The sequence below is a fragment of the Psychrobacillus sp. genome (assembly GCF_056205495.1).
In genome coordinates this window covers 1-13438 of the sequence record NZ_JBAEAP010000609.1, presented here as the reverse complement: position 1 = coordinate 13438, position 13438 = coordinate 1, and the positions used below count along the sequence as shown (strand labels likewise).

The following is a 13438-nucleotide window of genomic DNA, read 5'->3' as shown; positions in this document are numbered from 1 at the left end:
AAGAAAACCAATTTCCACACCTCGCTGAGGATGCAAGGATGTCAGGCTTTGATTTACATTATAAAAGTGAATATTTAAAAGAAAAAAGCCTTATTCAAATATCATGTATTCAGCCAGATTTTGAAGTTGCATGGACAAAATTTATAAATTGGTTTGCTAATTACCGCCTATATCATGAAGGAAGAAGTAAGTCGCTTGCAGAATTAAGTAGCCTGTGAATAGCTGGTAATAATAAACGCAACATTAAATAAGGCTCATTGTAACATTGGTTACAATGAGTCTTACTTATGTAACTATGGAAAGATTTAATCTGAATTAATTTGTTTAAAAGTCTGCTGGATGAATGTTTTATAGGGAGTGGCGGGCATATTACTTATGTTGTCAGATGCTTTTTGAACAGCTTCTTTAGCTTTTTCCATCTGTCCCTTCGCTTTATAGCATAATGCTAGATAAGCATCCTTCTCGTAAAAAATGGACAAATCAATAGGGTGACCAAGTGTCTCCAAAATAACGACTTCTTCTAATTGTTCAATTGCAGCGTCAAATTGTTTTAAACCGTACAAGGTTTTTCCTCTCTCCAAAACAAAGTAGGGAGTAAAAATCTTATTTTTTTCTAAAGTATAGGCTTGGAATAGCTTCTCTGCTTCTTCATATTCATATTTATAAGAATTCAAGTAATGAATTTTCATAAAAGAAGAGAAGCGCCCGGCATCTGGATCATCTGCAAAGACTCCATATGCCTCTATTTTCTTTACATAATACTCTATTTTTTCCTCATCTTTTTGCATCATTGCATGGGCAGCAGCGATTCTATAGAGGTCATCTAAATGGTAAAAGGTTTTATTTTCTTTAGAATACTCAATTGCTTGGTCCATTAGCTTCAGCGCAGATTCATGATCACCAATTGCATAGTATAGTGCAGTCTCTACATAGTCAAAGTCAAGTCGAGAGATAGGATCAATCCAAATTCCTGTATCCTCTAAGTAAGTACGTTCCCGTTGAAGGATTTTTAAGGCTTCCTCGTATTTATGTTCCTGAAATTTTACGGCTGTTCGTACAATTCCTATTTTAGCTCGTCTCGAAGTGATATTTAACTTCTCATAAAGATCTGCAGCTTGGTTTAATGGTTCTTCCCAGTCTTTTTTATGTACTTGGTACATGCAACGACTGTACATTTCTAACAAACGCGCTGATTCATACCCCTGACCAATCTTTGGCAAGTACGGTTCTACTAATTGTATTAGTTGCTCATATTCATCTGATAGAACATCGTAGTGTGTATTAAAAAGAATCTCGGCTTTCTCTAAAACTACACGTAGTTCTTGTCCGCTTACTTCCTCTAATAACTCCGAAACATCTACGTTTAACTGTTTAGCGATATATTGAAGGCTTTCCATAGAGGGCTTAGCCTTATTATTTTCTATTAGGCTGAGCATTCCCTTAGTTAATTCGGTACCTGCAAGAGCCTCTAGAGTCATCTTTTGTTGTTTTCTCAAAGTACGTATTCGCTCTCCAAGCGTCTGCATAGCTTCACCTCTTTTATTGTTAGTTTAATTATATTAAACTTTTTGTTGAAATGGAAGAACGGATATGATATTATTTGTTTAATAAAATTAAACTTTTAGTTTTTTCAGAACAAATAGAAAGAAAAAGCTAAACAAAGGGGAAAAAATTATGGAAGAAATAGTGAAGTTGAAAAAAGCTACTTATCATTTATGGACATTCACCATTAGTAAGCTCATATCGATTTTTGGCGCTCAAGTTTATGCATTTGCTATCAGTTTTTATATTCTACAGCTAACTGGATCTGCCACAAGCTTCGCAACAAATCTAATATGTAGTATTTTGCCTAGAACTCTACTTGCTCCTTTTGCAGGGTATGCTGCTGATAAATACTCTAGAAAAGGAATTATTATTGGAGCTCAAATTGCCAGCTCGTTGGCGATAGGTGGATTATTAATCTTCAGTATAAATGCAGAATTGTCATTGGTCGCGATTTATATAACAACAGTCATCTTATCCATTACCTCAACGTTTTCGGGGGTAACATTTAGTTCTTCTATGACGGGACTAGTAGATGAAGCGAGAATACAAAAAGCGATGTCATTAAATCAGATGTCTATTTCCTTTGCGGCTATTGGAAGTCCAGCGGTAGGGGGAATACTATATGGAACAGTGTCTATGCCGGTGTTTTTAGGAATTTATTTGACAGCGTCTATTATAGCGATAGTTTTAGAATCTACGATGAACTTTAAATTATTTGCTACAAGAAAAGAAGTGGTAGAAGGGGCTCCTAAAGAGTCGATGCTACAAAGCATTAAAGAGGGTTTTAAATATTTAATGAAAAAGCCTGTCGTAAAAATAATTATTTTTATTTCTTTAATAGTGAACTTTTTGTTTGGAGCTTTTCAGGTTGGATATTCGTTTATCCTAATCGAAAAATTAAAGCTTGATCCAGTCCATTTTGGTTATACAGAAATGGCCTTTGCTGTTGGAATGCTCTTAATGTCTATTTACTTCTCAAGTACGAAGGAGTTAAAATACCCTCTTTTTGTTTCTAAATGGAGCATAGTAAGCACAGGGTTTTTATTGGCATCAATTGCGACACCACTACTAATGAACATGTCTTACTTTGGGACCGTGGTATTTTATATTATAATCCTCTTTGTTTTTGGAGTGACTATGATGGTCACTAATACACCAATAATGGTCATGATGCAAAAGACAATAGATGATGATTATAAAGGCCGTGTATTTTCTATTTTAGAGACAGGGTCAATGGCTCTAATGCCACTTGGGATGGTTGTTTTTGGGTTTCTGTATGATGTGTTCTCTGCAGAGCTAATCCTCATTACTTCGGGAGTTCTATTAATAGCTACCGTTTTAGTGCTTGCAAGGCCATCGGTTATTAGAAAAGCACATCCAGAGCTTGCGAAAGGGAAAGTGCAGACTACACCAGACCCTCAGCCAGAATGAAATCTGCTCTGGAGAAGCAAGGGGTAGACTGGTCCATTACAACAGCTACTAAAAGTGGCGGCTTTCCTATAAACTCCCACTTCAAAGCTTGCAAGGCTGGTGGGCGGTGGGGAGGCCCCAGTAAAAATAAAAAAGAGTGTTTCTTTGGGTTTCATTTCAACACAAAAGATATTGAAGAGGCATTTCAATATTTGAAGAATAAAGGCGTGAATCTTCTTATTAAAATTGAGCACAATCATTATTTTAATTTTAAGGATCCTGATGGAAATACTTTAATGATATGTAAATGTTAAATTTGAGATTAAATTAAACAAGGCACTGTAAATTTAAATTTACGGTGCCTTTGTTTGCTCTGTGCTTTCTTATACATTTTTTAATGTTTTAGTTGATCTACGATACGCGAAAATTAAACCTATTGCTAATATCGCAAGAATCCCGGACAATACATAAATATTATCTGGCTGCTTCGTAAACAACCATGCAAACAAGAGAGGACCAATGATGCGACCGAGGTTATCCATTGAATAAGTCATCCCAGCTGCAGTTCCATATCGACCACCGGACTCTTTGGAGGTAAGGGATACAATGGTTGTTCTGGCAAGTGCATTACCTGCTGTAAAAACACAAAGAGATAATCCCGCCCAAAAAATATTAGTCGTAAAGACTGTCATGACCAACCCTATAGCTGTAACTACTTGTGCATAAAGAAGCCAAGTTGTCTCCGTTCCGTTCTTGATACGTCTTACAACTCCACCTTGAATAGCTGCATCAACAAAGCCGCTGAACATGAACAGATAACCAATTTGTAATGGTGTTATAGCTACTCTTTCAATTTGAAATAACTGAAAAGTTGCCTCCAAGCCAGCAAGTAGGAAGGTAACCATAAAAGAAAAGAGGAATAAATATTTTATACGGTAGGACCATAAGCTCAAAGCGCCTCTTGGAAGAATCGTTCGCTTATTGGCTTCACCAGTACGAGCTGGTTCTTTTAAAATGATTAACGCATAAACAAAAATGACTAACAATAGAATAGCTGAGACGATAAATGGAGTTTCCAAGCTAATATGACCTAGAATACCTCCAATTGCTGGTCCAAATATAAAACCTAAACCAATAGACATTCCCATGAAGCCCATATACTTATTTCTGTTTTCCTCATCGGATAGATCTGCTATAAAGCCAGTTACCGCAGTGTAAAGCGCACCTGAAAATAGTCCACCGACTACACGAGAAAGGTAAAGCATCACCAATGAATCGAAAAATAAGGAGAATAACCAAAAGCTTAAGCTAAAGCCGATTAATCCTGTTAGAATAAGTGTTTTACGTCCAATCCGATCAGAAAGCATTCCCCAAAGAGGAGCAGTGAAAAAGGAAGCTAAAGCATAGACTGTTAGTAGACCTCCTACATGAACCTCGTTATAGTTCTCCTGAAGTATAACCTCAGGCAGTACGGGAATAATAATCCCAAAGCCTAGATAAACAAGAAATTGAACGGACATTAATATAATAAGTGATTTTTTCATTGTCAAACCTGCTTTCTCAAACCTTACCATCTATAATACCTGTTTCGGAAGGAATTTTCACCTCGAAATAGGTGAAGAGAAATTGGTGAATGAAAGCATGGTATATCAAGGGTTTGAACAAGAATATCACTAGCTGAAGAAATTTATCATCCCTTGGTACATTTTTAACTGGAGGCAGATTTTACTTGGATAGGTTTTCCTACTCACATTAACAGGGAAATGAAAAGAACAGTTTAATAACTCCTTGGTTCGGATATACTCTGTATAGCTTCGGAGACTTCTTGTATATGCGGAAAAGGAAATGCCAAATCAGCAAGGGATACAAAGCCTACTAACTCTTCATTTTCTACTACAGGGAGTCGGCGGACTTGATGCTTACCCATTAAAATAGATGCTTCAGCTGTAGAGTCTTGAGGTGAAGCTGAGATAACGGTTTTAGTCATAATGTCTTCTACTTTGCATTTGACATCTTTAGCGACTGCTCTTGTTACAATATCTCTGTCTGTGATCATTCCAACTAGCTTTTTCTTGCTTACTACTGGTAAACAACCGATATCCAATGAACGCATTTGTTCAGCAACTTCGTTTACATAATCATTAGGGCTACACGTAACCACTTGCTTACTCATTACATCCTGTACAATCATCGATATCACTCCTTTAGAGGTTATGATGGTTTACAAATGCGTAAAATATGTAATAAAAATGAAAGGTTTAGGCCATGTAAAAAGTGGTATTATAGGGTAGAGAAAAATAAATAAAATAAAAGAAACCTTTTAAATATATATTCGTAATAATAAATGGAAGGGACTGAGGTGGATTGGCTAAGGAAGTTGATTTAAAGAAAATTGTAAGTAATCTATCAAAACTTGGTGTGACTGTTACAATGACAAAATCTAGGCTTGAAATACTTAAAGCTTTATCACCACCCGCACAAAGTCCACATGTGCAATCCTAAAAAAAGAGTGACTTGAAGCCTCGTTAAAACGAATGCTTCAGTCACTCTTTTTTATTTTTGTCGCTTAATCTTCATCCTTAGCAAACATATATGTTCTATGGTGAAACTTCATACTAAAGACTAAACCGATAGCAAGCATATTACCCATCAAGGAACTACCGCCGTAGCTTATAAATGGTAGTGGAATACCCGTTATAGGTAGAAGTTGAATAGTCATGCCAACATTCTCGAATACATGGAAAGTGATCATGGCAATAATACCAGCGCATACATAGGTGCTGTACATATCCTTAAGCTGTAAGGTTATTTTGGTTAAGTGATAGATCAGTAGGAAATAGAGACTTATTACTATACTAGCACCAACAAATCCATATTCCTCTCCAATGACAGCAAAGATGAAGTCGGTATGATTTTCCGGTACATATACAACACGTTCTCCATACCCTTTACCGAATATTTCTCCTGAACCAATTGCATTCAAAGCTGTAATAAGATGCATTCCTTCATTGGAAGCATATGAATATGGATCTATCCACGAATAAATACGTGCAAATTGATAAGGGTCGAAGCCAAAATATTTAGCCAAGAAGTCTTGTGCATACAAGGCCATCCACAAAAAGAGTCCACCTATTCCAAGACCACCTAAAAATAGAGGTAAAATAATTTTCCATGTAATACCTGCCACGACTATTAATGCAGCAGTAATTGCTAAGAAAACTAATGAAGTACCTAAATCAGGCTGAAGCATTATAAAAGCTAATGGGATAATTAAGGTAATACCTATTTTCCCTAATAGTATAAAGTCTGTTTTAACTGTTTTCATCACATACTGTTCATGATGATAGGTAATAAGGCGTGCTAAACCTAAAATATAAAAGGTCTTCATAAATTCGGCAGGCTGAATGTCCCCTATTGGTAAATGGAACCAGCTTTTTGCCCCATTACGAGGTTCTACTAAATCCATACTCTCTGGAAGGATAGCAAGAATGGCTAAAAGGAAAACTCCTATTCCATATATATACCATGCCATTCTTTTGTATTGTTCTGGCTCAAAAAACATAACCATCGCAATAATTACGCACCCAACAACATACCAAAAAAGCTGTTTGGATACAAAGTTATACGATGCGTATTGACCTGTAGTCTGAGCCGAGGAAATGGCTAGTAAGCTAACGATCAAAAATAATAATAAAATAAAAGCTAATGTCCAATCGAAGCGATCAGCAAAGCCTTTTTTATTTTCCATAAAAATCACCTAGATTTCTTTATAAATATACAAATTTTTGTTTCATTTCCATTCTCTTATATAGAAGGAAACACACTTTTTCTATTATATCGTAAATACTCTTTTTTGGCTTGTGAGTAATATAGACGATATTACAAAAACAGTTGTTTCGTTTAAATAAAATTATGCTAATATATATCTTATATGAGGAGTGAAAATTCAGTGGCTAAAAAAGAGAGAGATTTAGATGACTATTTAACTCATCTATACGTTCATGCAAATGAGATAGAGCATTTCACATTATTTAGTGGTCTTTCAGTTCAACTATTTTTAAAATTTGCTAATTTATCATCCCTTTTGTTGTTAAAGCATCGTTACGAAGATGCTTCTTTTAATATCCATACACAAATGGATTTTATAGGGGAAAATCAATTTGGGCATTTTTTAAAGGAGTCCTCTGAAAAACCTACTTCCCTTTGTTTTTTGGATTTCTCAGATGAGCGACGATTAAATCTGCTGACTCCTCAAGAACAAGCAGAGCTTTTATATATAGCACACAAAAAAGAAGCGTTTCGATCACCATTTTATCATCACCTTCAAAATCGATTTGTCTATTTAACCGATGAAGATGAGCATATAACTAAAATTTATTTTCGAGATATAGAAGATTTTTACGGCTTAATCGCTGACTTATTCAATCAAGTGATAAAAGAAAAAACGAAATCTACTGCATTTTGGAGAAAAAAGAATAATATTATATTGCCAGAGTTGTCCTCTGCAACTGTGGAAAGGTACACCGACTTTTATGAAGACGGTGTTCTCATGTCTTTGTTCCGCGTGGATAAGACTAATTATGGAATTGAAATTCGTTGCTTACCGGAAAATATTTTTCCTGACGAGGTGCTAGAAGATATTAAGCACCATGTTAAAAGACCATATGATTTCTTAATAGAAATATAAGAGGACGCTTTTGCTACATTCTGTTGCAAAAGCGTCTATTATGTATATGAGGTGATAAATAGTGGCATGGATTTTACTTATAGTTGCAGGCTTAACTGAAATTATATGGGCAATTGGGTTAAAGGAAGCTCATGGTTTTACAGAGCTTATCCCTTCTATTATCACCATAATGTTTCTAGTGATTAGCTTTTTTTTATTTGCACAGGCGATGAAGACGATTCCGATTGGAACTGCATATGCTATATTTACGGGAATTGGTGCTGCCGGCACGGCGGTCGTAGGTATTTTATGGTTCGATGAACAAGTAAATGCAGGTAAAGTCGTATTCTTATGTCTGCTACTTTTCGGTATCGTTGGTTTAAAGCTGATTGATACAGAGGAGGCAGACTAATGGAATGGATTATACTGATTGTAGCTGGTCTTTTTGAGGTAGGTTTTGTAGTTTGTATGAAGCTTTCTAATGGCTTTACAAATAAGAAGTTCTCTATACTTACCATTATTACGGCATCTTTAAGTTTCTTTTTACTTTCCTTAGCCCTTAAAGATATATCTGTAGGTACAGGGTATGCTGTTTGGACTGGAATTGGGGCAGCAGGAAGTGTATTGATCGGTATGTATTTGTTTAACGAAAAGAAAAGTCGTCTAAAATTATTCTTTTTAAGCTGTATTATATGTGGAGTAGTTGGCCTAAAACTATTTGGCTAACAATTCATGTATAGATACAAGAAATGATAAAATAGAAATATCCAAAACGTGGAGGTCAAAGTGATGAAATTGAAATTAGGATTATTATATGGTGGAAAATCTGCGGAGCACGAGGTTTCTTTATTAACGGCAAGAGCGGTTTCGCAAGCAATAGATTTTGCTAAATATGAAGTGTATCCTGTCTTCATCTCGAAAGAGGGAGAATGGAGAAAGGGACAAAAACTATTAGGGCCTGTTGAAACGGTTGAAACGCTTCAATTTGGAGAAGATACAGGTAAAGCGAATGATATAACAAGTTTCCTTCCAATTGATAATACAACTAAGAACCTTGAGACTGCGGAAGGTAATGAAGGATTAGACGTAATCTTCCCATTGCTGCATGGACCTAATGGCGAGGATGGAACAGTTCAGGGATTACTAGAAGTATTAAACTTGCCTTACGTTGGAAATGGAGTGCTAGCTTCTGCTGCCGGAATGGATAAAGTAGTAATGAAGCAACTGTTTGCTCAAGCTGGCTTAAAACAGGTTCCTTTCGTTCATTTCATTCGACGTGAGTGGAAAAACAATCAAGAAGTTTTACTTGAAAAAATTGAAGAAAGCTTAAAATGGCCTTTGTTCGTCAAACCAGCTAATCTAGGATCAAGTGTTGGAATTACAAAGGTAAACAATCGCCAAGAGCTTATAAAAGCAATCGACCTAGCGTTTAAATATGACCGTAAGATATTAGTTGAGCAAGGCATTGTAGCTCGTGAGATAGAAATGAGTGTTTTAGGAAACGATTCTCCAAGATGTTCAGTAGCGGGAGAAGTATTGCCAACGAAAGATTTCTACGACTACTCTGCAAAATATATAGATGGAACGACAAACTATGCAATACCTGCAAATGTCTCAACTAGATTGCAAAAATCACTAGAGGATGCGGCAATTCGTGCATTTAAAGTATTAGATTGCTCTGGGCTGGTTCGTGCAGATTTCTTTGTTACAGATACAGAAGAGGTGCTGATCAACGAAGTGAATACAATGCCTGGCTTTACCCCAATTAGCATGTATCCTAAGCTTTGGATGTCTTCCGGCTTATCCTACTCAGACTTGATCGAGGAGCTAATATCACTAGCGATTGAGCGCTATGAGGAAAAACAGCAGCTCGAACATTCAAAGGATGGAGAGTGACTAAGTTGAAAAAAACATTAGAGCATATCGCAAAATGGTTAGGTATAGAACAGCCATCTAGTAATCCCTTAGTAACAGGAGTTTCTATTAATACACGTACGTTAAAGCCGGGGGATTTATTTATCCCCTTTCGAGGTGAGAATGTAAATGGTCATAAATTCGTAGAGAGCGCATTCGATAAAGGAGCAGCTGCAGCATTCTGGTTAAAGGATGAACCGAATCCTCCTAAGAATGTACCTCTGCTATTTGTAGACAGTAGTGAGGCAGCACTTCAACAGATGGCTAGAGCGTATCGAGAAGAGCTATCTACTGTATTCATAGGAATTACTGGCTCGAACGGTAAAACATCCACAAAGGACCTAATCGCAGGAATGCTTTCGCCTTATTACCGTGTGATGAAGACGGAAGGGAACTTTAATAATGAACTAGGACTTCCTCTGACTATTCTATCCCTTGAGGAGGATACTGAGTACGCGGTACTAGAGATGGGAATGAGCTCGTTTGGAGAAATTGAATTCCTTTCAAATATGGCAAAACCAACATATGCAGTAATCACAAATATTGGAGAGGCGCATATGAAGGATCTTGGATCTAGAGAAGGAATTGCTAAAGCAAAGTTTGAGATTATAGCTGGTTTAAATGAGGATGGGCTACTCGTTTATGATGGTGACGAACCTCTTTTGAAACCGTTTATATCGAATGTACCAGGTTTAAATACTAAATCCTTTGGTACAGGAAATAATAACGATTTATGTATTGAACAAGTTACATTTACTGAGCAGGGAAGCAGCTTTATTGTAAATGGAGAGATAAATGAAGAAATGTCTATACCCATTCTAGGGGAGCATCAAGTGAAAAATACGTTGGCTGCATTACTTGTAGGGAAAGAAATAGGTTTGTCGAGTCAACAGATGCGCGATGCCTTAAAGAAAATCGTACTAACGGATATGCGCATGCAGGTAATTGAAACTAACAATGGCAGTATTTTTATTAACGATGCATATAATGCTGCCCCAACTTCTATGAGAGCAGCTATTCAATTTTTAGAGAAGTCGACTATTAAACCTGATAAATGGCTTGTGCTTGGAGATATGCTTGAGCTTGGTCCGGATGAAAAAACATTCCACGAGGAAATTGGCGAGTATATATCCAATGAGGTGTTCTCAGGTGTTTGTTTATTTGGCTCACGTATGAAGTGGTTAAAAGACCAACTATCAGACAAGTTTGATGAGCAACAGCTGAAATGGGTGGAAAATGATTACGAGTCACTTATATCCTTTTTAGATTCAAAAATAACAAATCAATCTATTGTTTTAGTTAAGGGATCAAGGGGAATGAAGTTAGAGAAGGTAATTGAACCCTTTCAAAAATAGTAGAAAGTAGGGATGGCATGAAAACAGGAGTACTTTGCTTACATGGTTTTACTGGAGGTCCATATGAAGTCCAACCTTATGTGGATTATCTAGAAGTAAATACAGACTGGAAAATTGTAGTTCCTACTTTACCTGGCCATGGGGAAACACTTGAGTTAAAAAACCTAACAGCCGAATCTTGGATGATGGCAGCGGAGCAGGCTTTGCGCTTGCTGCAAAAGGAAGTAGATCGAGTGTTTGTGGTTGGTTTTTCCATGGGCGGGATTATTGCCATTTACTTGGCTCTACGCTATAAAATTGAAAGATTGGTTTTATTAAGTGCTGCCGCAAAATACATAAATCCAACGCAGTTGCTACATGATATAGGAGACGTCGCTAAAAAAATAGTTGAAGGTAAAGCAGAAGAAAATACGCTGTTTCAAATCTATAGTAACAAACTTCGTGCAACTCCTATTCAAGCTGCTTTAGAATTTGTTCGAGTGGTGAAAATGGTTGAACCTTATTATGAACAAATTACAATCCCAGTATGTTTAGTTCAGGGAAAGAAAGATGGAATTGTTCCTTTTACGACAGCACCCTTCTTATTTGATCATATCCGTTCGACAAACAAACAGCTAATTTTTTCGGAGAGCGGGAAGCACCATATTTGTTACAGCGATGATTGTCAGGAATGGTTTCCACAAGCTCTTACATTTTTAAGGGAAGAAATGTAGAAGAAAAGTTCGGAGCTACTGACTTTAAATTCTAATTCATTGCAACTGGGACAATTGCATGCTATACTACGTTTAGAACAATGGATACATTTTGTGCGAAGACTCTTCAGCATTTATTGAAGAGTACTTTTTTTTGAACATAACGGTTTGTTTACGTAAGAATTAACGAACCGCTCGGCAAAAGACCGGGCTTTCCCTTTATATTAGACCCCTCTGATTGAAACCACAGAGAATTTTAAGTAACGGAAACGTTCCTCGTATAGGCTCGAATTTGCCGCAATTTCATCTGAAAATGTAACCATTTGTCAAAACAGAACAAAAAGGAGATTAAAATTTTGACAAATTTTTCAGAATTAAATATTAGCGCTTCTACACTAAAATCCGTACAACGAATGGGATTTGAAGAAGCAACACCAATCCAAGAAGGTACTATCACTCATGCTATGGAAGGCCGCGACATTATTGGCCAAGCACAAACTGGTACTGGTAAAACTGCCGCTTTCGGTATTCCGATGATTGAAAAGATTGACCCTAAAAGCCCTAACATTCAAGCTTTAATTATTGCTCCAACTCGTGAGCTTGCAATTCAAGTTTCTGAAGAGCTTTATAAATTAGGCTATGATAAAAAAGTTCGTTTACTTTCAGTATACGGAGGACAAGAAATTGGCCGTCAAATCCGTGCGCTTAAAAACAAGCCACAAGTAATCGTTGGTACACCTGGTCGTATTCTTGACCATATTAACCGTCGTACTTTAAAGCTTGACCAAGTGGAAACATTAATCTTGGACGAAGCAGATGAAATGTTAAACATGGGCTTCATTGATGATATCAATACAATTTTAGAAAGTGTTCCAGACAATCGTCAAACTTTATTGTTCTCAGCAACTATGCCAGGACCAATTCGTAAAATTGCTGATAAATTCATGAAAGATCCAGTTGAAGTTAAGATCAAATCAAAAGAAATGACTGTTGAAAATATTGAACAGTTCTATGTAAAAGCTACTGAGCGTGAAAAATTTGATTTCCTTTCTAGAATATTAAATGTTCACCAACCAGAGCTTGCAATTATTTTTGGACGTACTAAACGTCGCGTAGACGAGCTTGCAAATGCCCTAAGCATCCGTGGTTACTTAGCAGAAGGAATTCATGGAGACTTAAGCCAGGCGAAGCGTATGTCTGTATTAAAACAGTTCAAATCAAATAAAATTGATATTCTTGTTGCAACTGATGTAGCTGCTCGTGGATTAGATATCTCAGGCGTTACTCACGTTTATAACTTTGATATTCCACAAGATCCAGAAAGCTATGTTCACCGTATCGGTCGTACAGGACGCGCTGGTAAAAGCGGAATTGCGGTAACATTTGTTACTCCAAGAGAAATGGGTTACCTTCGTATTGTTGAAGACACTACGAAAAAACGTATGACAGCTCTTCGTCCACCAAGCTCAGATGAAGCATTAGTAGGGCAACAACGTGTAGCAATTGAAGCTCTTACTGAAATTATTAACAAAAATGATTTAGGTGACTATCGTACACTTGCTGCAGAAATGCTTGAAAAGCATGAAGCAGTTGACGTGGTTGCAGCAGCAATCAAGTCAATGACGAAAGAGCCAGACGATTCACCAATCTCACTTTCAGAAGAACGTCCATTACCAGCTCGTAGAGAGCGTAGTGGCGGCGGACGCAGTGGCGGTGGCGGATACAAAGGTAACCGTAGCAGCGGCGGTGGCGGACGTAGTTCTTCATCACGTGGACGAAGCGATCGCGGATCTTCTCGTTCAGGAAGCGGGTCACGTCCAAGTGCTGGTCGGCGTAGCAGCGGTCCACGCGACGGT

General features: G+C 37.1%; 14 protein-coding genes and 1 pseudogene. 11 read left to right on the top strand and 4 right to left on the bottom strand.

Features of this window, described 5'->3' with window-relative positions:
• Window positions 1-218 (top strand): annotated as a pseudogene (locus tag AC06OU_RS17475) (hypothetical protein); the annotation flags it as partial.
• 87 nt (window positions 219-305) lie between these two features.
• Here the strand turns inward: AC06OU_RS17475 and AC06OU_RS17470 are convergent.
• A complete protein-coding gene (locus tag AC06OU_RS17470; protein WP_475857469.1) occupies window positions 306-1526 on the bottom strand; it encodes a helix-turn-helix domain-containing protein in 1221 nt (406 codons plus the stop codon).
• A 148-nt stretch (window positions 1527-1674) separates the two neighbouring features.
• Between AC06OU_RS17470 and AC06OU_RS17465 the strand changes: the two genes are divergently transcribed.
• Both AC06OU_RS17465 and AC06OU_RS17460 read left to right on the top strand, forming a co-directional pair.
• Window positions 1675-2976, top strand: coding sequence for an MFS transporter (locus tag AC06OU_RS17465; RefSeq protein WP_475857468.1), 1302 nt, complete (start codon window positions 1675-1677; stop codon window positions 2974-2976).
• Window positions 2973-3269: a VOC family protein gene (locus tag AC06OU_RS17460; RefSeq protein ID WP_475857466.1), complete on the top strand. Its 297-nt coding sequence runs from the start codon at window positions 2973-2975 to the stop codon at window positions 3267-3269. The genes AC06OU_RS17465 and AC06OU_RS17460 overlap by 4 nt, the downstream gene beginning before the upstream one ends.
• A 69-nt stretch (window positions 3270-3338) precedes the next feature.
• On the opposite strand, the gene AC06OU_RS17455 is transcribed toward AC06OU_RS17460, so the two are convergent.
• Both AC06OU_RS17455 and AC06OU_RS17450 read right to left on the bottom strand, forming a co-directional pair.
• The gene (locus AC06OU_RS17455; protein WP_475857465.1) at window positions 3339-4499 is read right to left on the bottom strand and encodes an MFS transporter; all 1161 of its coding nucleotides are present in this window, start codon (window positions 4497-4499) and stop codon (window positions 3339-3341) included.
• A 233-nt stretch (window positions 4500-4732) separates the two neighbouring features.
• On the bottom strand, window positions 4733-5146 hold the full coding sequence (locus tag AC06OU_RS17450) for a CBS domain-containing protein (RefSeq protein ID WP_475857463.1): 414 nt from the start codon (window positions 5144-5146) through the stop codon (window positions 4733-4735).
• Between the two features lie 173 nt (window positions 5147-5319).
• Here AC06OU_RS17450 and AC06OU_RS17445 point away from each other — a divergent pair, with 173 nt between their 5' ends.
• Window positions 5320-5457 (top strand): Lmo0850 family protein, encoded by a 138-nt coding sequence (locus AC06OU_RS17445; RefSeq protein ID WP_251553339.1) that lies wholly within the window; start codon window positions 5320-5322, stop codon window positions 5455-5457.
• Between the two features lie 64 nt (window positions 5458-5521).
• On the opposite strand, the gene AC06OU_RS17440 is transcribed toward AC06OU_RS17445, so the two are convergent.
• Window positions 5522-6703, bottom strand: a complete 1182-nt coding sequence (locus AC06OU_RS17440) for an FtsW/RodA/SpoVE family cell cycle protein (protein WP_475857461.1) — start codon at window positions 6701-6703, stop codon at window positions 5522-5524.
• Window positions 6704-6904: 201 nt separating this feature from the next.
• Here AC06OU_RS17440 and AC06OU_RS17435 point away from each other — a divergent pair, with 201 nt between their 5' ends.
• From AC06OU_RS17435 to cshA, 7 genes are all read left to right on the top strand, one after another.
• A complete protein-coding gene (locus AC06OU_RS17435) occupies window positions 6905-7642 on the top strand; it encodes a hypothetical protein (protein WP_475857460.1) in 738 nt (245 codons plus the stop codon).
• A 61-nt stretch (window positions 7643-7703) separates the two neighbouring features.
• Window positions 7704-8033 (top strand): DMT family transporter, encoded by a 330-nt coding sequence (locus tag AC06OU_RS17430; RefSeq protein ID WP_475857458.1) that lies wholly within the window; start codon window positions 7704-7706, stop codon window positions 8031-8033.
• Entirely contained in the window at window positions 8033-8347 is a 315-nt protein-coding gene (locus AC06OU_RS17425; protein ID WP_340881784.1) for a DMT family transporter, read from the top strand. The genes AC06OU_RS17430 and AC06OU_RS17425 overlap by 1 nt, the downstream gene beginning before the upstream one ends.
• Window positions 8348-8410: 63 nt before the next feature.
• Window positions 8411-9517, top strand: coding sequence for a D-alanine--D-alanine ligase (locus AC06OU_RS17420; protein ID WP_475857456.1), 1107 nt, complete (start codon window positions 8411-8413; stop codon window positions 9515-9517).
• Between the two features lie 5 nt (window positions 9518-9522).
• Entirely contained in the window at window positions 9523-10890 is a 1368-nt protein-coding gene (locus AC06OU_RS17415; RefSeq protein ID WP_475857454.1) for a UDP-N-acetylmuramoyl-tripeptide--D-alanyl-D-alanine ligase, read from the top strand.
• A gap of 17 nt (window positions 10891-10907) precedes the next feature.
• On the top strand, window positions 10908-11603 hold the full coding sequence (locus tag AC06OU_RS17410; RefSeq protein WP_169360974.1) for an alpha/beta hydrolase: 696 nt from the start codon (window positions 10908-10910) through the stop codon (window positions 11601-11603).
• A 335-nt stretch (window positions 11604-11938) separates the two neighbouring features.
• Window positions 11939-13438: degradosome RNA helicase CshA (cshA, locus tag AC06OU_RS17405; protein ID WP_475857452.1), on the top strand; the 1500-nt coding region annotated here is incomplete at its 3' end.

Bases quoted from the DNA above. Each gene is read 5' to 3' on its own strand.
- AC06OU_RS17470 (WP_475857469.1), bottom strand. From the start codon at position 1,526: ATGCAGACGCTTGGAGAGCGAATACGTACTTTGAGAAAACAACAAAAG.
- AC06OU_RS17465 (WP_475857468.1), top strand. From the start codon at position 1,675: ATGGAAGAAATAGTGAAGTTGAAAAAAGCTACTTATCATTTATGGACA.
- AC06OU_RS17460 (WP_475857466.1), top strand. From the start codon at position 2,973: ATGAAATCTGCTCTGGAGAAGCAAGGGGTAGACTGGTCCATTACAACA.
- AC06OU_RS17455 (WP_475857465.1), bottom strand. From the start codon at position 4,499: ATGAAAAAATCACTTATTATATTAATGTCCGTTCAATTTCTTGTTTAT.
- AC06OU_RS17450 (WP_475857463.1), bottom strand. From the start codon at position 5,146: ATGATTGTACAGGATGTAATGAGTAAGCAAGTGGTTACGTGTAGCCCT.
- AC06OU_RS17440 (WP_475857461.1), bottom strand. From the start codon at position 6,703: ATGGAAAATAAAAAAGGCTTTGCTGATCGCTTCGATTGGACATTAGCT.
- AC06OU_RS17425 (WP_340881784.1), top strand. From the start codon at position 8,033: ATGGAATGGATTATACTGATTGTAGCTGGTCTTTTTGAGGTAGGTTTT.
- AC06OU_RS17420 (WP_475857456.1), top strand. From the start codon at position 8,411: ATGAAATTGAAATTAGGATTATTATATGGTGGAAAATCTGCGGAGCAC.
- AC06OU_RS17410 (WP_169360974.1), top strand. From the start codon at position 10,908: ATGAAAACAGGAGTACTTTGCTTACATGGTTTTACTGGAGGTCCATAT.